This is a genomic window from Geodermatophilus aquaeductus, assembly GCF_900182545.1.
GTDB classification, from domain to species: domain Bacteria; phylum Actinomycetota; class Actinomycetes; order Mycobacteriales; family Geodermatophilaceae; genus Geodermatophilus; species Geodermatophilus aquaeductus.
Genome location: NZ_FXTJ01000008.1, coordinates 221,658 through 244,667 on the forward strand (window position 1 = coordinate 221,658; position 23,010 = coordinate 244,667).

Annotated in this window: 17 protein-coding genes and 1 pseudogene; 10 read left to right on the forward strand and 8 right to left on the reverse strand. The window is 76.7% G+C overall.

Annotation, left to right across the window (positions count from 1 at the left end; translation table 11 throughout):
• The gene (locus FN207_RS19255) at positions 1-1,533 is read right to left on the reverse strand and encodes a Re/Si-specific NAD(P)(+) transhydrogenase subunit alpha (protein WP_281282149.1); all 1,533 of its coding nucleotides are present in this window, start codon (positions 1,531-1,533) and stop codon (positions 1-3) included.
• A gap of 285 nt (positions 1,534-1,818) precedes the next feature.
• Between FN207_RS19255 and FN207_RS19260 the strand changes: the two genes are divergently transcribed.
• Complete coding sequence (locus tag FN207_RS19260; RefSeq protein ID WP_246066188.1) at positions 1,819-3,876, forward strand: putative bifunctional diguanylate cyclase/phosphodiesterase; 2,058 nt, start codon at positions 1,819-1,821, stop codon at positions 3,874-3,876.
• Positions 3,873-4,697 (forward strand): HDOD domain-containing protein, encoded by an 825-nt coding sequence (locus FN207_RS19265; RefSeq protein ID WP_142460056.1) that lies wholly within the window; start codon positions 3,873-3,875, stop codon positions 4,695-4,697. The genes FN207_RS19260 and FN207_RS19265 overlap by 4 nt, the downstream gene beginning before the upstream one ends.
• Positions 4,698-4,767: 70 nt before the next feature.
• Here FN207_RS19265 and FN207_RS19270 read toward each other — a convergent pair whose 3' ends face one another.
• The 3 genes from FN207_RS19270 to FN207_RS19280 form a co-directional block, all read right to left on the reverse strand.
• Entirely contained in the window at positions 4,768-5,919 is a 1,152-nt protein-coding gene (locus tag FN207_RS19270; RefSeq protein ID WP_142460057.1) for an acyl-CoA dehydrogenase family protein, read from the reverse strand.
• Positions 5,920-5,926: 7 nt separating this feature from the next.
• On the reverse strand, positions 5,927-7,102 hold the full coding sequence (locus FN207_RS19275) for an acyl-CoA dehydrogenase family protein (protein WP_142460058.1): 1,176 nt from the start codon (positions 7,100-7,102) through the stop codon (positions 5,927-5,929).
• 165 nt (positions 7,103-7,267) lie between these two features.
• Positions 7,268-8,947 carry a carboxylesterase/lipase family protein gene (locus FN207_RS19280; protein ID WP_142460059.1) on the reverse strand — a complete coding sequence of 560 codons (1,680 nt, stop codon included), beginning with the start codon at positions 8,945-8,947 and terminating at the stop codon, positions 7,268-7,270.
• 139 nt (positions 8,948-9,086) lie between these two features.
• Here FN207_RS19280 and FN207_RS19285 point away from each other — a divergent pair, with 139 nt between their 5' ends.
• A complete protein-coding gene (locus tag FN207_RS19285; RefSeq protein ID WP_142460060.1) occupies positions 9,087-10,253 on the forward strand; it encodes an MFS transporter in 1,167 nt (388 codons plus the stop codon).
• Between the two features lie 13 nt (positions 10,254-10,266).
• Here FN207_RS19285 and FN207_RS19290 read toward each other — a convergent pair whose 3' ends face one another.
• Positions 10,267-11,382, reverse strand: a complete 1,116-nt coding sequence (locus FN207_RS19290) for a DUF3616 domain-containing protein (RefSeq protein ID WP_246066189.1) — start codon at positions 11,380-11,382, stop codon at positions 10,267-10,269.
• 63 nt (positions 11,383-11,445) lie between these two features.
• Here FN207_RS19290 and FN207_RS19295 point away from each other — a divergent pair, with 63 nt between their 5' ends.
• The 4 genes from FN207_RS19295 (at position 11,446) to FN207_RS19310 (ending at position 15,373) form a co-directional block, all read left to right on the forward strand.
• A complete protein-coding gene (locus FN207_RS19295; RefSeq protein WP_142460061.1) occupies positions 11,446-11,829 on the forward strand; it encodes a TFIIB-type zinc ribbon-containing protein in 384 nt (127 codons plus the stop codon).
• Positions 11,830-12,102: 273 nt separating this feature from the next.
• Positions 12,103-13,020: a ribonuclease Z gene (locus tag FN207_RS19300; protein WP_142460062.1), complete on the forward strand. Its 918-nt coding sequence runs from the start codon at positions 12,103-12,105 to the stop codon at positions 13,018-13,020.
• Positions 13,021-13,053: 33 nt separating this feature from the next.
• Positions 13,054-14,529 carry a mannitol dehydrogenase family protein gene (locus FN207_RS19305; RefSeq protein ID WP_142460063.1) on the forward strand — a complete coding sequence of 492 codons (1,476 nt, stop codon included), beginning with the start codon at positions 13,054-13,056 and terminating at the stop codon, positions 14,527-14,529.
• 10 nt (positions 14,530-14,539) lie between these two features.
• Positions 14,540-15,373, forward strand: coding sequence for a hypothetical protein (locus FN207_RS19310; RefSeq protein WP_142460064.1), 834 nt, complete (start codon positions 14,540-14,542; stop codon positions 15,371-15,373).
• Here FN207_RS19310 and FN207_RS19315 read toward each other — a convergent pair.
• Both FN207_RS19315 and FN207_RS19320 read right to left on the reverse strand, forming a co-directional pair.
• Entirely contained in the window at positions 15,370-16,536 is a 1,167-nt protein-coding gene (locus FN207_RS19315) for a 4-hydroxybenzoate 3-monooxygenase (protein WP_142460065.1), read from the reverse strand. The two genes, FN207_RS19310 and FN207_RS19315, sit on opposite strands and share 4 nt — an antisense overlap.
• 51 nt (positions 16,537-16,587) lie before the next feature.
• On the reverse strand, positions 16,588-17,331 hold the full coding sequence (locus tag FN207_RS19320) for an IclR family transcriptional regulator (protein WP_246066190.1): 744 nt from the start codon (positions 17,329-17,331) through the stop codon (positions 16,588-16,590).
• Between the two features lie 132 nt (positions 17,332-17,463).
• Between FN207_RS19320 and FN207_RS19325 the strand changes: the two genes are divergently transcribed.
• Positions 17,464-18,309 (forward strand): acetoacetate decarboxylase family protein, encoded by an 846-nt coding sequence (locus FN207_RS19325; RefSeq protein ID WP_142460067.1) that lies wholly within the window; start codon positions 17,464-17,466, stop codon positions 18,307-18,309.
• Here the strand turns inward: FN207_RS19325 and FN207_RS27350 are convergent, their stop codons facing one another.
• The gene (locus tag FN207_RS27350) at positions 18,310-20,865 is read right to left on the reverse strand and encodes an ATP-binding protein (protein ID WP_185938428.1); all 2,556 of its coding nucleotides are present in this window, start codon (positions 20,863-20,865) and stop codon (positions 18,310-18,312) included.
• A 154-nt stretch (positions 20,866-21,019) separates the two neighbouring features.
• Here FN207_RS27350 and FN207_RS19335 point away from each other — a divergent pair, with 154 nt between their 5' ends.
• Complete coding sequence (locus tag FN207_RS19335; RefSeq protein WP_142460069.1) at positions 21,020-22,735, forward strand: NAD(P)/FAD-dependent oxidoreductase; 1,716 nt, start codon at positions 21,020-21,022, stop codon at positions 22,733-22,735.
• A gap of 69 nt (positions 22,736-22,804) precedes the next feature.
• Positions 22,805-23,010, forward strand: a pseudogene (locus FN207_RS19340) (protocatechuate 3,4-dioxygenase subunit beta); the annotation flags it as partial.

Below are 23,010 nucleotides of genomic sequence, written 5' to 3' on the forward strand. Positions count from 1 at the left end.
TCAGGCCCTCCGGAACATGCCGAGCATGCGGCGGGTCACGGCGAAGCCGCCGAACACGTTGATGCTGGCCAGGAGCACGGCGAGGAACGCCAGCACGGTGACCACCGTGCTGATGTGCCCGAGCTGGAGGATGGCGCCGACCACGATGATCCCGGAGATCGCGTTGGTGACGCTCATCAGCGGGGTGTGCAGCGCGTGGTGCACGTGCCCGATGACGTAGAAGCCGACCACGACGGCGAGCGCGAAGACCGTCAGGTTGCCGATGAGCTGGCTGGGCGAGAAGGCGGCCAGCAGGAACAGCAGCGCGGCGGCGAGGCCGACCAGCGCGGCCCGCCGTCCCGGTGGCGCCTGCCTCTTCCGCGGCGGTGGCAGTGGTGCCGGCGGCGGAGCGGCGGCCACCGGCGCGGCCGAGACGGCCACCGGCGGCGGGGGCCAGAGCACCTCGCCGTCGCGGGTGACGGTCATCGCCCGCTGGACGACGTCGTCCATGTCGAGGACCAGCTGCCCGTCCTTGCCGGGGGTCAGCAGCTTGAGCAGGTTCACCAGGTTGGTGGCGAACAGCTGGCTGGCCTGCGCCGGGAGCCGGGCGGGCAGGTCGGTGTAGCCGATGATCGTGACGCCGTTCGGGGTGACGACGACCTCGTCGGGCACCGAGCCCGCGACGTTGCCGCCCTGCGCGGCGGCCATGTCCACGACCACCGAGCCGGGGCGCATGCTCGCGACCATCTCCTCGGTGAGCAGCCGCGGCGCCGGGCGGCCGGGGATGAGCGCGGTGGTGACCACGACGTCGACGTCGCGGGCCTGCTCGGCGTACATGACGGCGGCGCGGGCGTTGAAGCTCTCGCTGGTCACCGACGCGTAGCCGGTGCCGCCGCCCGCGGCCTGCTCCTCCTCGTCGGCCGGGACGCCGACGTACTCCCCACCCAGGGAGCGCACCTGCTCGGCGACCTCGGGCCGCACGTCCGTGGCGCGCACGATCGCGCCGAGGCTGCTGGCCGCGCCGATGGCGGCCAGCCCCGCCACGCCGGCGCCGGCGACGAAGACCTTGGCCGGCGGCACCTTGCCGGCGGCGGTGACCTGGCCGGTGAAGAACCGGCCGAAGGCGTGCGCGGCCTCCACGACCGCGCGGTAGCCGGCGATGTTGGCCATCGACGAGAGCACGTCCAGCGACTGCGCGCGGGAGATGCGCGGGACGGCGTCCATGGCCAGCGCGGTGACGCCGCGGGCGGCCAGGACCTGCACCAGGTCGGGGGAGAGCGCCGGGGCCAGCAGGCTCACCAGGACCGCGCCGGCGCGCAGCCGGCCGACCTCGTCCTCGGTGGGGGCGTTGACGTGCAGGACGACGTCGGCGCCCCAGGCGTCGTCCGCCGGGCCCATCCGCGCGCCGGCGGCGACGTAGGCCTCGTCCGGGAAGCTGGCCGCCTCCCCGGCGCCGGACTCGACGAGGACCTCGTGGCCGAGGGCGCACAGCTGGCCGACGCTCGCGGGGGTCGCGGCGACCCGCGTCTCGTTCCGCCGGGTCTCTGCGGGCACACCGATGAGCACGCGCACTCCAACGACAGCTCGGGCCGGCGACGTTGCCGGCGGGGCCTGGGTGGTGCAGCAGGGGACGCCGACGGCGATCCCCGGTGCTGCATCGTGACAGGCGCACCGCGCATCCCTCGCACCCCGGGACCCGATCGTGACGCGGATCGCAGGCCCGGCGACCCCACCCGGCGGGGTGAGCCGCGGGCGCCGCCGGCTCCACCCCGCCCGCCGACGTGCCGAGGTTGGCCAGGTGGCCCCGTCCGGGGCACCCCACGACGCAGGAGGACGCCCGTGCCCGCCAGCCCGACCGCCGCGGGCCCGGCCGGGAGCGTGTCGCCGGAGGTCCTGGCGGCGGTGTTCTCCGTGGCGGCCGGCGACGAGGGCCCGGCGCTGCTCGTGGCCGAGACGGTCGGGGACACGCCGCGGGTGACCTGGGCCAGCGAGGGCGCCGTCCGGCTGCTCGGCTCCGACGCCGAGGACGTCCGCGGCCTGCCCGTGGCCGACCTCGTCCCCACCCTGGGCGCCGGTGAGCTGGCCGTGCTGCTGCGCCGGGAGCGCGCCTCCCGCCTGGCGCTGCCGGTCCGGACCGCCGGCGGGCTGCTCGACGCCGTCGTGCGGTCGGCCCCCGCGCCGTCCGGGACCGCCTGGACGCTGACGGTCGTGCCCGGAGACGGGGCGGCCGACCGGGTGTCCCGGGCCACCGCCGACGCCGCCGAGCGGCGCTTCGCCACGCTGACCGAGCGCTCGCCGATCCCGACGCTGCTCTCGGAGCAGGGGATGCGGCTCGCGCACGTCAACGACGCCTTCTGCCGGCTGGCCGGGCGCCCGGCCGGCGATCTGTTGGGCACCGGGTGGACCCGCACCGTGCACGCCGACGACCTGGGCGCCGTCGTCGAGGTCGTGGCCGCCGCGCTCCAGGGGGAGGACGGCGAGGTCCGCGCCCGCCTGGTGCGCGCCGACGGCGCCGAGCGGGCCACCGTCCTGCGCTTCGGGCACGTGTTCACCCCCGGCGTCGGGTCCGGCTTCCTCGGCACCATCGAGGACGTCACCGACCGGCTGGCCTTCGAGGCGCGGCTGGCCCACCAGGCCTCGCACGACCCGCTGACCGGCCTGCCCAACCGCACCCTGCTCGACCAGCACCTCACCACCCGCTTCTCCGCCGGCGGGCGGCTGGCCTGCCTGTTCCTCGACCTCGACGACTTCAAGGTCGTCAACGACTCGCTCGGCCACGAGGCCGGCGACGAGCTCCTGGTGGAGGTGGCCGGGCGGCTGCGCGCGACGGTGCGTCCCGGGGACCTCGTCACCCGCTTCGGCGGGGACGAGTTCGTCGTCGTCTGCGAGGACGTCGACGAGGCCGACGCCGCGGCGCTGGCCGAGCGGATCGTCGCCGCGCTCGCCGTCCCGGTGCACCTGGCCGGGGTGCGGTTCCGGCCGCACGCCAGCGTCGGCGTCACCGTGCAGGCGCCCGAGCACGCCGACGCCGCCGACCTCGTCCGCGACTGCGACATCGCCATGTACCAGGCCAAGGCCGGCGGCAAGGGGCGGGTGCGGGTGCTCGACCGCTCCGGCCGCGCCGAGGCCCGGGACAAGCTGCGCCTGGTCGCCGACCTGCGCGACGCCATCGAGCGGCGGGCGATCACCCTGCACTACCAGCCGATCGTCTTGGCCGCGGACGGGTCGCTGGAGGCCGTCGAGGCCCTCGCCCGCTGGACGCACCCGGAGCGCGGGCCGATCAGCCCGGAGGTCTTCGTCGGCCTGGCCGAGGAGAGCGGGCTGGTCGGGCCGCTCGGCCTGCTCGTCCTCGACGAGGCCTGCCGCCAGGTCGTCGCGTGGGACCGCCAGCTCGGTGCGGCCGCGCCGCCCCGGGTCAACGTCAACGTCTCGGCGCTGCAGCTCGACGGCGGCCTGCAGGCCGAGGTGGTCTCCGCCCTGCGGCGGCACGGCCTCGCCCCGGCCCGGCTGTCCATCGAGATCACCGAGTCCGCGCTCATGACCGACCCCGCGGCCGCCCGCGGCGTGCTGCAGGAGCTGCGCGACCTCGGCGTCGCTGTGGCGATCGACGACTTCGGCACCGGCTACTCCTCGCTGGCCTACCTGCGACACCTGCCGGTCGACTGCCTGAAGGTGGACCGCTCCTTCGTCGCCGAGCTCGCCGAGGGGCACCCCCAGATCGCCACCGCCGTCATCGCGCTGGCCCGCAGCCTCGGGCTCTCCACCGTGGCGGAGGGCGTGGCCACCCCCGCCCAGGCCGCCGCGCTCACCGGGCTCGGCGCCACCTACCTGCAGGGCTTCTCGCTCGCGGTGCCGATGGACGGCGCCGCCACCGCCGCCTGGGCGGGTGCCCGGTGACCGCGCTGTCCCTCGGGGCGCCGCCGGCGGTCGACCTCGACCGGCTCCTGGCCGGCATCGACACCCTCGCCGCGCAGCGCCCCGTCGCCGCGCAGGTGGTGGCGGTGGCCAACGCCGAGGACGCCAGCGCCCGCACCCTCGCCGGCGTGCTCGCCGCCGACGTCGCCCTGGCCGGCCGCGTCATGAAGCTGGCCAACTCCGCGTACTTCGGCATGAGCGGGCGGGCGACGACGCTGCAGTTCGCCGTCACCGTCGTCGGCTTCACCGCCGTGCGCACCATGGCGACGGTCGCCCTCACCTGCCTCGACGACGAGTCGCAGCTGCCCGAGGGGTTCTGGGAGAGCACCACCGCCGTCGCGCTGGCCGCCTCCGCCCTCGCGCCGCGCTTCGGCGCCCGGTCCCAGGACGCGCTGTGCCTCGGGCTGCTGTCCCAGGTCGGGGTGGCGCTGCTGCACGCCGACGACCAGGCCGGCTACCGCGAGCTGGCCGCCGCGCACCGCCCGTTCGCCGCCCGCCGGGCCGCCGAGGTGGGCCGCTACGGCATCTCGGCGCTGCGGCTGTCGGCCGTGGCGCTGGGCCAGTGGGGCTTCCCGCCGGCCATGGTGGCGCCGCTGACCGCCGTCGACGACCCCACCTCCGCCGACGGCGCGCTGCTGCGGGTGGCCTTCGAGGTCGGTGCCCGGTGCACCGACCCGGAGCACACGCCGGAGCCGGTGCAGCGGCTCGGCCGCGGCCTGCTGGGCGAGGAGGGCGTGGCCGCGGTGCTCGAGCAGGTCCGCGAGGCCGCCGACGACCTGCGCCGCGCCGTCGTCGGCGACTAGCGGGGACCCGCCACACGGCAGCGGCCGGCGCCCCCGAGGGGACGCCGGCCGCTGCCGGTCGTGCGCGGGATCAGCCGGTGTAGGGCGCGCCCAGCGGGTCGACCGTGGGGTAGCTGTCGACCGTGGTGGCCAGCCGGTCGGCGGCCCAGTCGCCGTCGCCGAGCAGGTGGTCGATCGCGGTCAGCCGGCTGGTGTAGTGCCCGACCGAGTACTCCGCGGTGACGCCGATGCCACCGTGCAGCTGGATGGCCTCCTTGCCGATGTGCCGGCCGGCGCGGCTGGTCTGCAGCCGGGCGCGGACGGCGGCCGCGACGACGTCACCACCGCTGTCGGCCACCATGCCCGCCCACAGCGCGGTGCTGCGGGCCAGCTCCAGGGACACGTACATGTCCGCCGCGCGGAAGGTCAGCGCCTGGAACCGGTTGAGCGTCACGCCGAACTGCTTGCGGGTCTTCAGGTACTCCGCGGTGGTCTTCAGCGCGGTGTCCATGGCCCCGACGGCCTCGGCGCTGTAGGCGATCCGGGCCAGGGCCTGCGCCCGCTCGACGTCGGCGCTGCGGTCGGCCGTGCCCTCGCCGAGGAGCTCGGCCGGGGTGCTGTCGAGGGTGACGTTCGCCGCGCGGCCGCCGTCGTGGGTGCGGTAGCCGGTGCGGGTGAGGCCCTCGGCGTCGCCCCGGACGAGGAACAGCGCGGTGCCGCCGTCGGTGACGGCGCTGACCACCAGCACGTCGGCGCGGGCGCCGCCCGGCACCGGCTCCTTGACGCCGGTCAGCCGCCAGGTGCCGCCGTCCTGCGTGGCGGTGACGCCGGCCGCCGAGGTGCTCCACCGGGTGGTGGGCTCGGCGTGGGCGAGAGCGAGCACGCTGGCGCCCTCGGACAGCGGCCCGAGGACCGCCGCCCGCTGCTCGGCGGTGCCCACCGCGGCGACGAGGCCGCCGGCGAGGACCACGGCCTCGACGAAGGGCTCGGGCGCGAGGACCCGGCCCATCTCCTCGGCGACGATGCCCACCTCGATCGGGCCGGCGCCCATGCCGCCGTCCTCCTCGGCGAAGGGCAGGCCGAGGACGCCCATCTCGGCCAGCCGGGCCCACGTCTTCTCGTCGAAGCCGGGGTCGGTGGCGGTGACGCGGCGGCGCTGCTCGCTGTCGGGGTAGGCGCGGCCGAGCAGGCCGGCGACGGCCTCGCGCAGGTCGTTCTGCTCGCTGTCGTAGGTGAAGTCCACTGCTAGCTCACAGCCCCAGGATCGTGCCGGCGATGATGGTCCGCTGGACCTCGTTGCTGCCCCCGTAGATGGAGACCTTGCGGTAGTTCAGGTACTGCGGCGTGGCCACCCGGGCCCAGTCGGGCACCTGCGAGCCGCCGTCGGCGAAGGACGCCACCGACAGCGGGCCGGCGATGTCGACCAGCAGCTCGGTGGCGGCCTGCTGCAGCTCCGAGCCGCGCAGCTTGAGCACCGACGAGGCCGGGTGCGGCTTGCCGTCGGCGGAGTTGGCGACCACGCGCAGCGCGGTCAGCTCCAGCGCCAGCAGCTCGTTCTCCAGCTCGGCGATCCGCGCGGTCAGGCGCGGGTCCTCCGACAGGGGACGGCCGCCGACGACGACCTCGCGGGCGTGCGTCTTGGCCTGCGAGATGAGCTTCTTGGTGGCGCCGACGCGGGCGATGCCCACGCGCTCGTTGCCAAGCAGGAACTTGGCGTAGTCCCAGCCGCGGTTCTCCTCGCCGATGAGGTTCTCGGCGGGGACGCGGACGTCCTCGAAGAAGACCTCGTTGACCTCGTGGCCGCCGTCGATCAGCTGGATCGGCCGCAGCGTGACGCCCGGGGTGTCCATCGGGAAGACCAGCATCGAGATGCCGCGCTGCTTCTTCTCGGCGGTCGGGTCGGTGCGGACCAGGCAGAAGATCCAGTCGGCGTACTGGCCGAGGGTCGTCCACGTCTTCTGGCCGTTGACCACCCAGTCGTCGCCGTCGCGGACGGCGGTGGTGCGCAGCGAGGCGAGGTCGGAGCCGGCGTCGGGCTCGGAGAAGCCCTGGCACCACCAGATGTCGAGGTTGGCCGTCTTCGGCAGGAAGCGCTCCTTCTGCTCCTGGTTGCCGAAGGCCGCGATGACCGGCCCGATCATGCTGGCGTTGAACGCCAGCGGCTCGGGCACGCTGGCCAGCTGCATCTCCTCGCGCCAGATGTGGCGCTGCAGCGGCGTCCAGTCCTTGCCGCCCCACTCGACCGGCCAGTGCGGCACGGCCAGCCCCGCGGCGTTGAGCACCTGCTGGGCCTGCACGTACTGCTCGCGGGTCAGGTGGCGGTGGGCCGCGATCTGGTCGCGGATCTCCTGCGGCACCTGGGTGGTGAAGAAGGTGCGCATCTCATCCCGGAAGGCCTCCATCTCCGGGGAAAGCTGCAACCGCATGGGACCTCTCTCCTGACGGCGCTGTGACGCCGTCTCGACGTGTTCCCCGACGATCCCACACTCGTTACCGATCAGTAGATGCGGCTCGTGCGGGGCGGGGCGGACGTGTCCGGGCCGCGGACGGCGGCACGGGGTCCGTGCCGCCGCCCGGGGCCGGGGTGGTGCTCAGGCGCCGGCGAGCGCGGTCCAGAACGCGCAGTTCGCGTCCGCGGCGACGTCGACCGGCCCGACCCCGCCGGCCGAGGCGACGTCGAGACCCTGGACGTCGGACGGGTCGGCGTAGCGGTGCCAGGTCGGCACCCCGCGCCCGTTCGGGTCGCCGGTGGCGGCGAAGGTCGTCCAGTACCGGACCATCGTCGTGGCCAGCTGCTGCTGCTCGGCGGTCAGCCCGTCGCCGAACAGGCCGGGGAACAGGTAGGGCAGCTCGCCGGCGTGCTGGGCGCCCTCGGGGTAGAGGGCCTGCGGGAAGCCGAACGGCGGGCCGGAGAACTCCAGGAGCGGGTCCGCGCCCTGGTCGCGGAACTGGTAGGCCCAGACCGGGGTGGTCTCCTCGAGGGTCTCGTGGGCGTCCACGTGCTGGCAGGTCGACAGTGCGCTGCCGGTGTCGCTGGCGACGGCGGCCAGCACCCGCAGCGGCGAGCCGTACTCCGCCAGCGGGTACCGCTGGGCGACCGCCGGCGCGGCCGCGCCGAACCGCTCGGCCAGGATCGCGTCGTGGTTGGCCGGGTCCAGGAACCGGGGCAGCTGGGCCGACGGGATGCTCAGCGGGGTGAACAGCGTGTTCTCGTCCTGCAGGTTGCCGTGCACGACCGGCACGCGGTTCCAGGTCCCCGAGGCGATCGCGTCGGCCGGCTGCACCGGCAGGGACGAGCCGCCGACGACGAACGAGCCGCCGCCCGCCGGCCACGCGCCCAGCAGCGACGGCACCGGGGCGGCCTCGAGGCAGTCGACGACCGCCGGGCCGTCGCCGGTGCACCCGACCGCGGCCGCCACGGTGTCGCCGACCGCCGCGGCCTCGTCGAGCGTCGCGTACTCCGTCGTGCAGCTGTAGCTCTGCGCGATGGCCTTGTCGAACAGGCCGCGGGCGGTGGGGGAGGCCAGCTGCGCGCACACCGAGGACGCGCCGGCCGACTCGCCGAAGATCGTCACGTTGCGCTCGTCGCCGCCGAAGGCCTCGATGTTGCGCTCCACCCAGCGCAGGGCGGCCTGCTGGTCGAGCAGGCCCGCGCTGCCGGAGCCGGCGCTGCCGACGGCAGCCGAGAGGTCGTCCTGGGCGAGGAAGCCGAACGGGCCGAGCCGGTAGTTGACCGTCACGACGACGACGTCGCCCTCGAGCGCCAGCTTGCTCGCGTCGTAGCGGTCGCCGCTGCCGGTCCGCCAGGAGCCGCCGTGGATCCACACCATGACCGGGAGGTCCGAGCGCGCGGCGTCGAGACCGGCCGGGGTGGTCACGTTGAGGTAGAGGCAGTCCTCGTTCGTCGACGAGGTGGGGTTGGTCAGGCTCGACACCTGCGGGCAGGGGCTGCCCGGCTGCGTCGCGTCGCGGACGCCGCGCCACGGCTCCACCGGCGCGGGCGGCCGGAAGCGCAGGTCGCCCACCGGCGGGGCGGCGAACGGGATGCCCTCGAAGACGCGGTAGGCGCGGTCGACGGCCTCCCCGCGCAGCTTCCCGTCGGCGGTGTCGACCACCTTGGGGGCCTGGGCGCCGTAGGCGGGACCCCCGCCGTTGCCGCCGGGGGCCGCGGCCGCGGGGCCGGCGGTGGCCAGCGCGCCCGCGGTGAGGGCGATCCCCGCGCCGAGCGCGAGCAGGGTCCGGCGCAGCCGCCGGGGTGGGGATGAGTGCACGAGTCCTCCAGCGTTCCGGCCCGCCACGACGATGTGACCCGGGCCACGGACGGCTGGGACAGTAGCGCCCGGTGTTTCACGATCGTCACCGGCCCCCCGGGGCCGGGCGGCCCGGGAGGCGGCGGAGCAGGATGGCCCCGTGCCGGCCGCTCCGCCCGGCGGCCGGCTGCTGCTGGCCGCCGTCCTGCTGACCGCGCTCAACCTCCGCGCCGCGATCGCCGCGGTCGGTCCCGTCCTCGACGACGTCCGGGGCGACCTCGGCCTCTCCGCGGCCGCCGCCGGGCTGCTGACCACGCTGCCGGTGCTGTGCTTCGCGCTGCTCGCGCCGGCCTGCGCCGCCCTCGGCCGCCGGTCCGGACCCGGGCCCGCCGTCCTCGGGTCGCTGGTGCTGCTCGCGCTCGCGCAGGGGGTGCGCGTCCTCGACGGCCCCCCGGTGCTGCTGGCCGGCACGTTCCTCGCCGGGGCCGCGATGACGGTGGGCAACGTGCTGCTGCCGGGCGTGGTCAAGGGGTTCGGGCGGCGGGCGGGCACCGTGACCGGCCTCTACACCGCCGCCCTCGTGGCCGGCGCCGCCGCGGGCGCGGCGTTCACCGCGCCGCTCGCGGCCGTGCTCGGCTGGCGGGGCGCGCTGGCCGCGGAGGGTGTGCTGGCCGTCGTCGCCGCGGTCGTCTGGGCGGCCGCCGCCCGGCGCGCCCTCCCGGCGGGGACGGCGCCGGCGGCCGCGCGGTCCGACGGGCCGCTGTGGCGCTCGCCGGTGGCGTGGGCCGTGACGGCGGTGCAGGCGCTGCACTCCACGCTGTACTTCTCGCTCACCGCGTGGCTGCCCACGCTGCTGGCCGACCGCGCCGGCACCGACGCGGCCACCGGCTCGGTGGCCGCGTCGGTGTTCCAGGTGCTCGGCATCGCCGGCAGCCTGCTGGTGCCGGCCGTCCTCGCCCGACGGCGGGGACAGGCCGGGCTGGCGGTCGGCGTGGCCGCGCTGTGGGCCGTGCCCATCGCCGGGCTGCTCGTCGCCCCCGGCGCGTGGCCGGCGTGGGCCGGGGTCGGCGGGCTGGCGCAGGGGGCGGGGATCGCGTTCGCGGTCACCCTCGTCGTCCTGCGCGCCGCCGACGGCGCGGTGGCCGCCCGCCTCTCGGGCATGAGCCAGCTGGTGGGCTACGGCGTCGGCGCCCTCGGCCCGGTCGCCGTCGGCGCGCTGTCGGAGGCCACCGGCGGCTGGACGGTGCCGCTGCTGCTCCTGCTCGCCCTGGCCCTCGGCCTGGCGGCGGCCGGGACGGTCGCCGCCCGGCCGGTCGAGGTGCGCTGAGCCGGCGGCCGGCTCAGGGCAGCCGGACGACGTCGGCGAGCACGCCGCCGTCGTCGGTCAGCCGCGCGGGTGCCGGGCTGTCGTAGACGACGAGCAGCCGGCCGTCCTCCGCCGAGCCGAGCAGGCCGATGCCCTCGGCGTGGTCGTCGCCGTCGCCGAAGGGCAGGGACAGCTCGCGGGTGAGCAGGTCGCCGCGGACGACGGTCGGCTCCTCCGCCGCGCAGGCGCCGTGCCAGCGGTAGACGTACACCGGCCCGTCGAGGTCCATCGTGGGCCCGGCGAGCACGAGCAGGTCCTCGCCCTGGGGGCACAGGTCGCGCACGCCGAGACCGGCCAGGCGCAGCACGTGCTTGCGGTAGCGGCGGCCGTCGGGGAACCGCCGCAGGCGCAGCCGCGCGGGGTCGTGCCGGTCGACCTCGGGCCGCAGCTCGAGGACCACCGCCCAACCGCGCAGCACCGGCCCGCGCAGGCCGAGGTAGACGCGCTCGCCGGAGACGGCGATGCCCTCGATGTCGAGGCCGTTGTCCTTGCCGGGGATGGGGAGGAACGGCGCGAGGTGCTCGTCGTCGGCCAGCAGGTCGCGCAGGTCCTTCCCGCGGGTGCCGAAGACCGCGGCGCCGTGCGTGCCGTCGTCCTTCACCAGCGTGGGCAGCCCGTCGACGTCGACCACCGGGATGCGCACCAGCACCTGCCGGCGCGGCTGGCCGGTCACCCTCGCCAGGCGGCGCAGCGCGCGGTCGCCGTCGTGCTCGTCGCGGATGCGGCGCCGCCGCAGGCTGTGCGACCCGACCGCCCACAGCGCGTCGCCGGTGCGGGCGAGCCCCTCGATGTCGGCCTCCTCCTCGACGCCGGGGCCGGTGCCGCCGGGCAGGGGCACCAGGTCGACGAGGGGGTAGCTGGTCTGGTCGCCGTAGCAGGTGGGGGCGTCGGGGTCGTCGGCGACGAGCCGCTCGATCGTCGCGGTCTCGTCGCCGGCGACCCAGAGCACCGGCCCGTCGCTGCGGATGGCCGAGAGGTTGGTGTGGGTGGCGCTCTCGCGGGCGGCCGTGCCGAACCGGAGGGTCACCGTGCGCTCGATCGTCGCGCGGTCGGTCATGGTGGGCTCTGTCGTCACGGGCTCTGTCGTCACGGCCGGGCACCCTGGCACGCGGTCGCCGTCTCCGGGGGACTCCGGAGCGTCGTACCGTGCGGCATGGATCTCGTCTGTCCCAAGTGCCAGGGCACCATGCGCACCTACGAGCGCAACGGCGTCCACGTCGACCAGTGCAGCGAGTGCCGCGGGATCTTCCTCGACCGCGGGGAGCTCGAGCGGCTCATCGACGCGGAGAACTCCTGGCACGGCGCCCCGGCGGCCGCGCACTCCGGGAGCCAGCACGTTCAGCAGCCGCCCCAGCAGCACGGGGCGCCGCAGCAGCACGGGGCGCAGTACCCGGCCGCGGGCGGCGCAGGGCTCGGCGCCGTCGTCAACGAGGTGCTCGGCGCGGTGCGCGGCTCGTCGCACTCGTCGTCGCACGGCTCCTACGGCTCGCACGGCAAGAAGCGCAAGGAGTCCTTCCTGTCCGACCTCTTCGGCTGAGGCCATCGCGTCTGAGGCCATCGCGTCTGAGGCCATCGCGTCTGAGGCCATCGCGTCTGAGGCCATCGCGTCTGAGGCCATCGCGTCTGAGGCCATCGCGTCTGAGGCCATCGCGTCTGAGGCCATCGCGTCTGAGGCCATCGCGTCTGAGGCCATCGCGTCTGAGGCCATCGCGTCTGAGGCCATCGCGTCTGAGGCCATCGCGTCTGAGGCCATCGCGTCTGAGGCCATCGCGTCTGAGGCCATCGCGTCCGAGGCCGTAGCGTCGCGGGGGTGGGGGCGCGGGAGCTGGTCGTGCTCGGCACGGCCAGCCAGGCGCCCACCCGCACCCGCAACCACAACGGCTACCTGCTGCGCTGGGACGGCCGCGGCTTCCTGTTCGACCCGGGTGAGGGCACCCAGCGGCAGATGCTGCTGGCCGGCGTGCCGAGCAGCGCCGTGCACCGGGTCCTGCTGAGCCACTTCCACGGCGACCACTGCCTGGGCCTGCCCGGGGTCGTCCAGCGCATGTCGCTGGACGGCGTCGCGCACCCGGTCGTGGCGCACTACCCCGCGTCGGGGCAGGTGTTCTTCGACCGGCTGCGGCACGCCACGCCGTTCGCCGACCTCGCCGACGTCCGGGAGGAGCCGGTGTCGGCCGACGGGGTGCTCGCCGAGGACCCCGCCGGCCGGCTCGAGGCGCGCCGGCTCAGCCACCCGGTCGAGTCCTTCGGCTACCGGCTGACCGAGCCCGACGGCGTGCGGATGCTGCCCGACCGGCTGGCCGCGGCCGGCGTCTCCGGCCCCGACGTCGGCCGGCTGCAGCGCGAGGGCGAGCTGCGGGTGGACGACCGCACGGTGCGGCTCGCCGACGTCAGCGCGCCCCGGCCCGGCCAGCGCTTCGCCTTCGTCATGGACACCCGCATGTGCGACGGCGTCCCCGCGCTGGCCGACGGCGCCGACCTGCTGGTCGTGGAGTCGACGTTCCTGTCCGCCGACGCGGCGCTGGCCGACCGGTACGGCCACCTCACCGCGCGGCAGGCCGCCCGGGTGGCCGCGGAGGCCGGGGTGCGGACCCTGGTGCTCACCCACTTCTCGCAGCGCTACCCCGACCCCCGCGCCTTCGAGGACGAGGCCCGGGCGGAGTTCGGCGGCGACCTCGTCGTCGCCGCGGACCTGCAGCGTGTGCCGGTGCCGCCGCGGGCGGGGTAGGAGGGGGTCCCGTCCCGAACCCGAGGAGCGCCGATGACCCGGTTGACCGCCGCCACGCTGGGCGCCCTGCCGGCGTCGGTGTGGACGCCCCGCTACGACCGCGCCGCGGTCCGGCCCGGCGTCGTCCACCTCGGGGTCGGCGGGTTCCACCGGGCGCACCAGGCGCTCTACCTCGACCGGCTGCTCGAGGCCGGCGCCGGTGGGGAGTGGGGCGTCTGCGGCGTCGGCGTGCTGCCCGGCGACCGGCGGATGGCCGAGGTGCTGGCGGCGCAGGACTGCCTGTACACGCTGGTCGAGAAGCACCCCGACGGGCACCTGACCGCGCGGGTCGTCGGCTCGCTGGTGGGCCACCGGCTCGCGCCCGACGACCCCGAGGCCGTCGTGGAGGCGCTGGCCGCGCCCGGCACGCGGATCGTCACGATGACGGTGACCGAGGGCGGCTACAACGCCTCCGCGGCGACGGGGGAGTTCGACGCGAGCGCGCCCGCGGTGGTGGCCGACCTGCAGCCGGGTGCGCCGCCGGCCACGGTGTTCGGCCTGGTCACCGAGGCGCTGGTGCGCCGCCGCGCGCGCGGGCTGGCGCCCTTCGCCGTCGCCTCCTGCGACAACGTGCCCGGCAACGGCGCGCTGGCCCGGCGCAGCTTCGCCGCCTTCGCCGGGCTGCGCGACGACGCGCTGGGGGAGTGGGTGGCCCGCGAGGTGCCGTTCCCGTCGTCGATGGTCGACCGGATCACCCCGGTCACCACCGACGCCGACCGCGCCGACCTCGCCCGGCACTTCGGCGTCGAGGACGGCTGGCCGGTGGTGTGCGAGCCGTGGACCCAGTGGGTGCTCGAGGACGCCTTCCCGGCGGGGCGGCCCGCGCTGGAGGACGTCGGCGTGCAGGTGGTCGGCGACGTCGTCCCCTACGAGCTCATGAAGCTGCGGCTGCTCAACGCCGGCCACCAGGTCCTCGGCCACCTCGGCCTGCTCGCCGGGCACACGTACGTGCACGAGGCCACCCGCGACCCGCTGCTGCGCGAGCTCCTCGTCGGCTACCTGGAGGAGGAGGGGACGCCGACCCTGCCGCCGGTGCCCGGCACCGACCTGCGCGCCTACCGGGCCGCGCTGGTCACCCGCTTCGGCAACCCGCACGTGCGCGACACCCTCGCCCGGCTCGTCGAGTACGCCTCCGACCGGCTGCCGCAGTTCCTGTTCCCCGTGCTGCGCGCCAACCTGGCCGCGGGCGGGCAGGTGCGGCGCTCGGCGGCCGTGGTCGCCGCCTGGGTGCAGGCCCTCGAGCGCGACGCGGACGGGGTCGGCCCGGTCGACGCCCGCCGCGACCGGCTCGTGGCCGCCGCCCGCCGCTCCCGCGAGGACCCGCTGGCGCCGCTGGCCGACCGCGAGCTGTTCGGTGACCTGGTCGAGCAGCCGCGGTTCACCGGCGCGTACCGCGCGGCGCTGGACTCGCTGCGCACCGAGGGGCCGCGGGCCACGGTCGAGGCACTGGTCCGCGGGCCGCTGGGGTAGCGGGGCAGGCGTGGACGACCTCTTCGACGTCGACTGGTTCGGCCTGCTGGGCCGGGAGGTGCTGCGCGAGCGCCGGGCGGCGCTCATCGCCGAGGCCTGCGCCTGGAGCGTGGGCCTGTCCGACCGGCCGCACCACCTGCGGCGGCGCGGCCGGCTCGTGGCCACCGGCTCCACGATCGGTGACCGCGCCGCGACCGGTCAGGCGCTGTCGGGGGAGGAGGACGGCCGCATCGAGCTCGGCGACGCCCGCCCCGGCAGCTTCCAGGACGCGCTCAACGCCGTCGACGCCGACGGCACGCTGTTCGCCGACCGGTTCGACCGCGAGGTGGTCGAGCCGTTCGTGCGCGAGACCTGCCTGGCGGCCGCCGACCGCGCCCGCCGCACCCGGCCGGCGCAGTGGGCCGAGCTGCTCGACGACCTCGGCGAGGACCCCGCCGACGCCGAGCCGGCCGACGTCGTCCGCGCCGGGGAGTGGGAGGAGCCGCTGCGCCTGGAGGCCGAGCACCTGGTGCTCGCGGCGCTGGGCCGCACGCCGCTGCTGGAGGTCGAGTCCGAGGGGCTGCCCCTGTCGCTGGTCCGCGCCGCCGAGGCCGCCACCCGCGCCGCGGCGGCACCGCCGCCGCCGGAGCCCGAGCCGGACGAGGGGCTGGCCGGTGCGCTGTTCCTCGCGCTGGCCGCCGTCCGGGAGGCCGACCTGCCCTCCCCGGTGCCGCCGGCGCAGGCTCCCGCGCTGGTGACCGTCCTGCTCGGGCAGGGCCTGGAGCCCGAGGAGGTCACCGGCGTGCTGCCGCACCTGCCGCTGGCCCCCGGCACCGCCGACCGGGTGCAGGGGCTGCTCGGCTAGTACGGCAGGCCGGTGTAGTTCTCCGCCAGCTCGCGGGCGGCCGCCTCCGAGGTGCACACCCGGCGCAGCTGGGACAGCTGGAGCTCGGCGTCGAAGGGGTCGCCGGTGGTGTGCAGCATCGAGGTCATCCACCAGGAGAAGTGGGTGGCCCGCCAGACCCGCTGCAGCGCCGTGTCGGAGTACGCGTCGACGAGGTCGGTCTCCTTCTCCTGCAGCAGCCGCACCAGCGCGCGGGAGAGCAGGACGACGTCGGCGACGGCGAGGTTGAGGCCCTTGGCGCCGGTGGGCGGCACGATGTGCGCGGCGTCGCCGGCGAGGAACAGCCGTCCGCGGCGCATCGGGGCGCTGACGAACGAGCGCATCGGCAGGACCGACTTCTCGATCACCGGCCCGGTGCCGATCTCCCACCCCTCGTGCGCGAAGCGGGTGGCCAGGCCCTCCCAGATGCGGTCGTCGGACCAGTCCTCGATCTTCTCGGCAGGGTCGACCTGCAGGTACAGCCGGGACACGCTCGGCGAGCGCATCGAGTAGAGCGCGAAGCCGTCGGGGTGCCAGGCGTAGATGAGCTCGTCGGTGGCCGGCGCGGCCTCGGCGAGGATGCCCAGCCACGCGTAGGGGTAGGTGCGCTCCCACAGCTGCTGGCGGGTGCCCTCGGCGACGACGGCGCGCGAGGGGCCGTGGAAGCCGTCGGTGCCCGCCACGACGTCGCACTCGAGCACCTGCGGCGTGCCGTCGGCGTCGGTGAAGCGGATCCGCGGGCTGTCGGTGTCGACGTCCTCGATCGCCACGTCGGAGACGTCGAAGTGCAGCGGCGGGCCGCCGGCGAGCTGGGCGGCGACGAGGTCCTTGACCACCTCGGTCTGGCCGTAGACCCACACCCGGCGGCCGCACAGCTCGGGGAAGTCCAGCTGGTGCCGCACGCCCGGGTACTGCAGGTACACGCCGCGGTGCTCCAGGCCCTCGCGGTGCAGCCGCTCGCCCATCCCGGCCTCGGTGAGGACGTCGACGGTGCCCTGCTCGAGGATGCCGGCGCGGATGCGCGCCTCGACGTACTCCCGCGAGCGGTTCTCCACCACCACCGAGTCGATGCCCTGCAGGGCCAGCAGCCGTGACAGCAGCAGGCCGGCCGGGCCGGCGCCGATGATCCCCACCTGGGTGCGCATGCGGCCGAGTGTGACCCCGGCGACGAGCCGGGCGACACCGCGGCCTCCCGCTCAGCGGAAGTGTGCCGCCCGGGCCAGCGCCCGCCCGATGCCGCGGGCGGCGACCTCGAGCACCGGCACCAGCCGCGCGAGGTCGCGCCGGTGGCTGGGGACGACGATGCCCAGCGCCGCCGCGACGACGGCGCTGCTGCCGCGCTCCACCCGCACCGGCACCGCCACCGACAGCGTGCCCAGCGACATCTCCTCCGCCGTCCGCGCCCACCCGCGGCGGCGCACCTCGGTGAGCTCGCGGCGCAGCCGGGCGGGGTCGACGACGGTGTGCCGGGTGGCGCGGGACGGCGCGGCCAGGGCCTCGGCGACGACCTCGTCGGGCGCGGCGGCCAGCAGCACCTTGCCGACGCCGGTGGCGTGCAGCGGCAGCCGGCTGCCCACCTGGCTGACCACCGGCACCGACTCGCGGCCGGAGATGCGCTCGACGTAGAGCGCCGACAGCCCGTCGCGGACGGCGAGGTGCACGGTGTCGCGGGTGGCCGTGTGGACGTCGAGCAGGAAGGGGGAGGCCACCTGGCGCAGTTCCAGCGAGACGGGCGCCAGCAGGCCGAGGTCCCAGAGCCGGCGGCCGATCTCGTAGCGCCCGTCGGCGCGGCGGGCCAGCGCGCCCCAGTCGGTGAGCTCGGCCAGCAGGCGGTGCGCGGTGGTGAGCGGGGTGCCCGACCGCTCGGCGATCTCGGTGAGGGTGAGGCGGGGCGCGGTCGCGTCGAAGGCGTCGAGGACGGCGAGCGCGCGCGAGGTCACCGATCGTCCCCGCTGCGTCGCGCCTCCCGCCACGTGCGCAGTCTCCCACCCAGCGGAAGCGCCCGGGACCTCGGACCCTGCCGCCGCCGGCGCCGGGCCGATGCACTGGACGCCGACCCGGAGGGGGAGCCGATGACCGAGCCCGTGCGGCTGCCGCTGGCCTACCACGACACGGCGGTCGCCTGCTCCTACCACCTGGCCTCCGCCGACGCGGTGGCCGAGCTGCTGCCCCGCTCCGGCGGGCGCCCCCTGCTCCGCCCGCTGCACGCCCCCGGCGGCCGCACCCTGGTGGCGGTGCACGCCCTCCGGCACCGCACCGTCACCTGGACCGACACCGACGGCGGCACGCACCGGCTGGCGCCCTACGGCGAGGTCGGGGTGACGGCCGGGGTGTTCGCCGGCCCGGCCGCCCGCCGCGGCGCCCGGCCGGCCACCGGCGGCTTCGTCCTGCAGTTGCCGGTGACCTCCCGGGAGGCCCGCGACCTCGGCCGCGACGAGTGGGGGCTGCCCAAGTGGCTGGCCGACATGGACTTCCTCGACGTCCCCGGTAGCCAGTGCGTGCGGCTGGGCGAGGCCGGCGCCGACGTGCTCGTCCACACCGTGCGGGCCGGCGGCCCGGCCCTGCGCGGCACCCGGTCGCGCCGGCTGTGGTCGGTCCGCGGCGGGCGGCTGCTGGAGACGACGACCCCGGTGCTGGCCCGGTGGCAGGCGCACCCCGGCCCCGGCGGCGCCGAACTCGTCCTCGGGGAGCACCCGGTGGCCGATGCGCTGCGCGACCTCGACCTGTCCCCGGTGCCGCTGGCCGCCTTCCGCGCCGTCGAGCACCGCAGCACGCTGCCCGCCGGCCGGTCGCTGGGGGACGCCGACGCCGCGCCCGGCATCGTCCACCCCGGACGGGACGCGGGGTTCGGGCGGTTCACCGTGGCGCACCCGGGGACGGCGCCGATGTCGCAGTACCCGGAGGCGGCCGCCGCGTGATCAGGCGGGCCCGGCCAGCGCCTCGTCCAGCGCCGCCCAGGGCCCGAGCGCCGCGCCCGCCGCCCGCGCCCGCCGCTCCTCGTCCTCGCCGAGCGCGGCCCGCAGCGCCTCCCGCAGCCGGTCGACCAGCGCCTGCTGCGGGGACCAGCGCGCCACCCCGAGGCCGGCGCGGGCGGCGTCGGCGGCGCCGCAGAACCGGGCGGCCGCGGCGTCGCGGCCCTCGGCGAGCGCCAGTGCGGCGAGCGCCTCGAGGCAGGAGGCCACGCCCTCCAGGTCGCGGGTGCGCCGGTGCAGGGCCGCGGCCTCCTCCAGCCGGGCACGTGCCCGCGGCAGGTCGCCGGCCAGCAGCGCGGCGAGGCCGAGGGAGTCGGTGAGCAGCGCGGCCAGCTGGTCGTCGGCAGCCGCGACGGCGAGGTCGAGCGCCTCGCCCGCGACCCGCTCGGCGGCGTCGAGGTCGCCGCCGGCCAGCGCCACCGCCGTGCGCAGCATCCCGTTGAACGCGACCGACCAGCCGTCCCCGCTGCGGCGCAGGTGCGCCAGGCCCTCGTCGAGCAGCGGGGCGACGTCGGGGTCGCCCGGCGTCAGGGTCATCGCGCGCGCACCGAGGCCGTGGCCGAGCAGCCAGGCGTCGTCGCGCTCCCGGGCGTCGTCGACGACACCGTCGAGCAGGGGGACGGCGAGGGCGGGGGAGCCGAGGGCGATCCGCAGCGAGGCCCGGGCCCAGGCCAGCCGGCCGGACAGCTCGGGGGGCAGCGCCGCGGCCGACGGCAGCTCCGCGGTCTGCTCGGCGAGGCCGGCCATCTCCGGCAGCAGGCCGCGCGCCCACCACCAGCGGACCAGCGGCGCGGTCAGCCGCACCGCCAGCTCGGCGCGGTCGGTGGCCACCGCCCAGCGCAGCGCGGCCCGCAGGTCGGCGGTCTCGGCGTCCAGGCGGGCCCGCCACAGCCGGGCCGCCGGGCCGGCCAGCCCGGCCCCGGCCTCGGCGCCCAGCCCGGCCAGGTGCTGAGCCCAGCGGGTGCGGGTCGCCTCCTCCTCGCCGCGCTCCCGCAGCCGCTCGGCGGCGAACGCGCGCACCAGCTCGAGCATCCGGAAGCGCGGCTCGCCGTCACCGGTGTCGGTGGGGGACACCAGGCTGTGCCCGACCAGCGCCGACAGGGTCTCCAGGACGTCGAGGTCCCCGCCGTCGGCACCCACGGCCTCGGCGGTGTCCAGCGTGCAGCCGTCGGCACACACGGACAGCCGGGCCAGCAGCGCCCGGCCGCGCTCGTCGAGCAGGTCGTGGCTCCAGGCGATCGTGGTCCGCAGCGTGCGCTGGCGGTCGGGGACGTCGACGTCGGGGTCGCCGAGGTCGAGCGCGCGGTCGAGGCGGGCCAGCAGCAGCCGCGGCGGCAGCGTGCGCACGCGGGCAGCGGCCAGTTCCACCGCCAGCGGCAGGCCGTCGAGCCGGCGGACCACCTCGGCCACCGGGCCGGTGGTGGCGTCGGTGAGCCGGAAGGACGGGTCGGCCTGCTGGGCGCGGGCCACGAACAGCTGCACCGCGGGGGCGGCCGCGGCACCGTCCCCGCCGGGGTCCGGCGTCCCGAGCGGCTCGATGGGCACGTCGTGCTCGCCGCGCAGCCGCAGCACGGTGCGGCTGGTCACCAGCAGCTGGGTCCGCGGGCAGCGGGCCAGCAGGACCGCCAGGTCCGGCGCCGCCGCGGCCACCTGCTCGAGGTTGTCGACGACGACCAGTGCCGAGCGGCCGGCCAGCCGGTCGGCGACCTGCTCGAGCAGCGGACGGCTGCCCTCGGGGGAGACGCCGACCGCCTCGGCGACGGCGACGGGGACGTCGGCCGGGTCGCGGACGGCGGCGAGGTCGACGAACCACGTCCCGTCCCGGTCCGGCTGCACCGCCGCGGCCGCGGCCAGCGCCAGCCGGGTCTTGCCGATGCCGCCGGGGCCGGTGAGCACGACCAGCCGCACGGCCGGGTCGCGCAGCAGGCGGGTGACGGTGGCCAGCTCCGCGGTGCGGTCGACCATCGGGGTGGGCGGCGTCGGCAGCCAGCCGGCCGCCAGCCCGGGCGGCGCCGCGGCCGTCCGGGCGAAACGCTCGCTGAGCAGCACGGCGAGGTCGTCGGCGACCCGCTCGGCGAGCTCGTCCGGGTCGCGGTACGGCGTCGTGGACACCCCGCCCTCGGCCTGCACCCGCTCCAGCAGCCGGGCCAGCCGCGGCTCCCGGTCGGGGGCGGGGGTGCGGACGTAGAGCAGCCGCGGCATGCCCGCGGACAGGTCGATCTCGTCCTCCAGCCCCGACACGTCCATGTCCGGGCCGACCCAGCCGTAGCGGTCGCCGTAGATCCCGACGAAGACCTCGCTCTGCGCCAGGTAGGCGCGGTAGAGGTCCCGCGGCGGGTGCGGGCGCGCGCCGAGCTCGAACATCACCGGGGTCAGCCGCAGCCGGGCGACCGCGTCGCGGACCGCGCGGCGCTCGGCGGCCAGCTCCTCCAGCGTCGAGGAGACGAAGACCCGCAGGCGCCGGTCCGGCGTCGCGATGGCCGCCGCCGCCGGTGCGGTCACGTGCACCTCCCGCCCCGCCGACGGGCGCACCGCCCGTCGGGGTCGCCGACGAGCGGAGTCTAGGGACGGCGGCGGCGTCCCGTAACCCGGTGACAGCGCCCGGCGGCGGTGGTTGCATGGCGCCGTACGGGGACGCAGGCACCTGGAGACCGTCGTGCACCACGCCCAGGACCAGCCCGCGAGCGGCACCGCCCTGGTCGTGGTCGCCCGGGACGACGGCATGCGCACCACCACCGTCACCGAGCTCGAGCGCCGCTACGGCAGCGACTACCGCATCGTGCCCGGCGCCGGTCCCGGCGAGGTCGAGGCGGCGCTGTCGGCCGCGGGCGACCCCCTCGTCGCCGTCCTGCTCGGCGGGCTGGGGGAGGGCGACCCCGACGGGCTCGACGTGCTGCGCACCTGCCACTCGGCGCACCCCGGCGCGGTGGCGGTGGCGCTGATCCGGTGGGGGGACTTCGGCACGGCCCGGCCGATCTTCGAGGCGATCACCGTCGGCCAGCTCGACCGCTGGGTGTACGCGCCGCAGGGCCGCGCCGACGAGGAGTTCCACCGGTCGGTCACCGAGGTGCTCGACGAGTGGTCCTCCCGCCAGGACGGCGGGTTCGAGGCGGTGCGCATCGTCGGCGACCGCTGGGACCCGCACGCCCAGCACCTGCGCGACCAGCTGACCCGCAACCGCATCCCGCTGGGCTTCTACGAGGCCGGCTCGCCCGGCGGCCAGGGGCTGCTGGCCGACCTGGGCCTCGAGCGGCCCCGGCTGCCGGTGGTCGTGGTCCGCTTCAAGCCCGAGCAGACCGTGCTGCAGGCGCCCTCGGACCTCGAGGTGGCCGAGGCGTTCGGCCTGTTCGACCCGCTGGACCCCGACGCCGTGCACGACGTCGTCGTCGTGGGCGCCGGGCCGGCGGGACTGGGCGCCAGCGTCTACGCCGCCTCCGAGGGCCTGGACACGCTGCAGGTGGAGTGCGAGGCGGTGGGCGGGCAGGCCGGCACCAGCTCGCTGATCCGCAACTACCTCGGGTTCCCCACCGGCGTCAGCGGCAGCCGCCTGGCGTTCTCGGCCTACCAGCAGGCATGGGCGTTCGGCACCCGCTTCTCCTTCATGCGCACCGCCTCGTCGCTCCGTACCGAGGACGGCGTGCACCGGGTCTCCCTCGGCGACGGCTCGGTGGTGCAGGCGCGCACGGTGGTCGTGGCCACCGGCGCGGCCTGGCGGCGGATCGGCGTGCCGGAGCTGGAGTCCTTCACCGGCCGCGGCGTCTTCTACGGCGCGGCGGTCAGCGAGGCGCCGGCGATGGCCGGACGGCACGTGTTCGTCGTCGGCGGCGGCAACTCCGCCGGGCAGGCGGCGGTGTACCTCTCCCGCTACGCCGAGAAGGTGACGCTGCTGGTCCGCCGGCCGTCGCTGACGGAGACGATGTCGGACTACCTCATCCGCGAGCTCGTCGCGCTGCCGCGGGTGGAGATCCGGTACCGCGTGCAGGTGGCCGGCGGCGGTGGCAGCGACGTCCTGGAGACTGTCGTCCTGCGCGACCTCGACACCGGCGCGGAGACCGAGGAGCCGGGGATGCTCTTCGTGATGATCGGCAGCGAGCCGCGCACCGACTGGCTCGCCGGGACGCTGGCCCGCGACCGGTGGGGCTTCCTGCTCACCGGGGCCGCGCTCACCGGCGGTGCCGACGGCGACGTCGTCGGGCCGGCGTGGCCGCTGGAGCGGGCGCCGGCGCTGCTGGAGACGTCGACGCCGGGGGTGTTCGCGGCCGGCGACGTGCGCCAGGGGTCGGTCAAGCGGGTGGCCTCGGCGGTGGGGGAGGGCGCGCTGGCGGTGACGCTGGTGCACGCGCACCTGGCCTCGCTCGCCGCTGCCCGGTGACCGGGGCCCTTCCGTCCAGCGGGACCGCCGGCTTGGGGCGGGTCGCCGGGCGGCCGTAGCTTCGCGGGTATGACCGGGACCACTCCTGCGCCGTCCGTGCCGGGTCTGCGCCTGCCGCGCTATCTGCGGGAGGAGGCCGCCGCCCGCACCCCGGTGGGGTTCGCCGAGTACCGGAGCACGGCGTTGCGGGCGCCGCTGCGCACGCCGGTGGACCTGCCGCACCGGCTGACGGAGGTGACCGGGCCGGTGCTGGGGGAGGACCGGGTGCTGCCCAC

Bases quoted from the DNA above. Each gene is read 5' to 3' on its own strand.
- FN207_RS19275 (WP_142460058.1), bottom strand. From the start codon at position 7,102: ATGCGGTTGCAGCTTTCCCCGGAGATGGAGGCCTTCCGGGATGAGATG.
- FN207_RS19325 (WP_142460067.1), top strand. From the start codon at position 17,464: ATGACCGAGCCCGTGCGGCTGCCGCTGGCCTACCACGACACGGCGGTC.
- FN207_RS19305 (WP_142460063.1), top strand. From the start codon at position 13,054: ATGACCCGGTTGACCGCCGCCACGCTGGGCGCCCTGCCGGCGTCGGTG.
- FN207_RS19295 (WP_142460061.1), top strand. From the start codon at position 11,446: ATGGATCTCGTCTGTCCCAAGTGCCAGGGCACCATGCGCACCTACGAG.
- FN207_RS19315 (WP_142460065.1), bottom strand. From the start codon at position 16,536: ATGCGCACCCAGGTGGGGATCATCGGCGCCGGCCCGGCCGGCCTGCTG.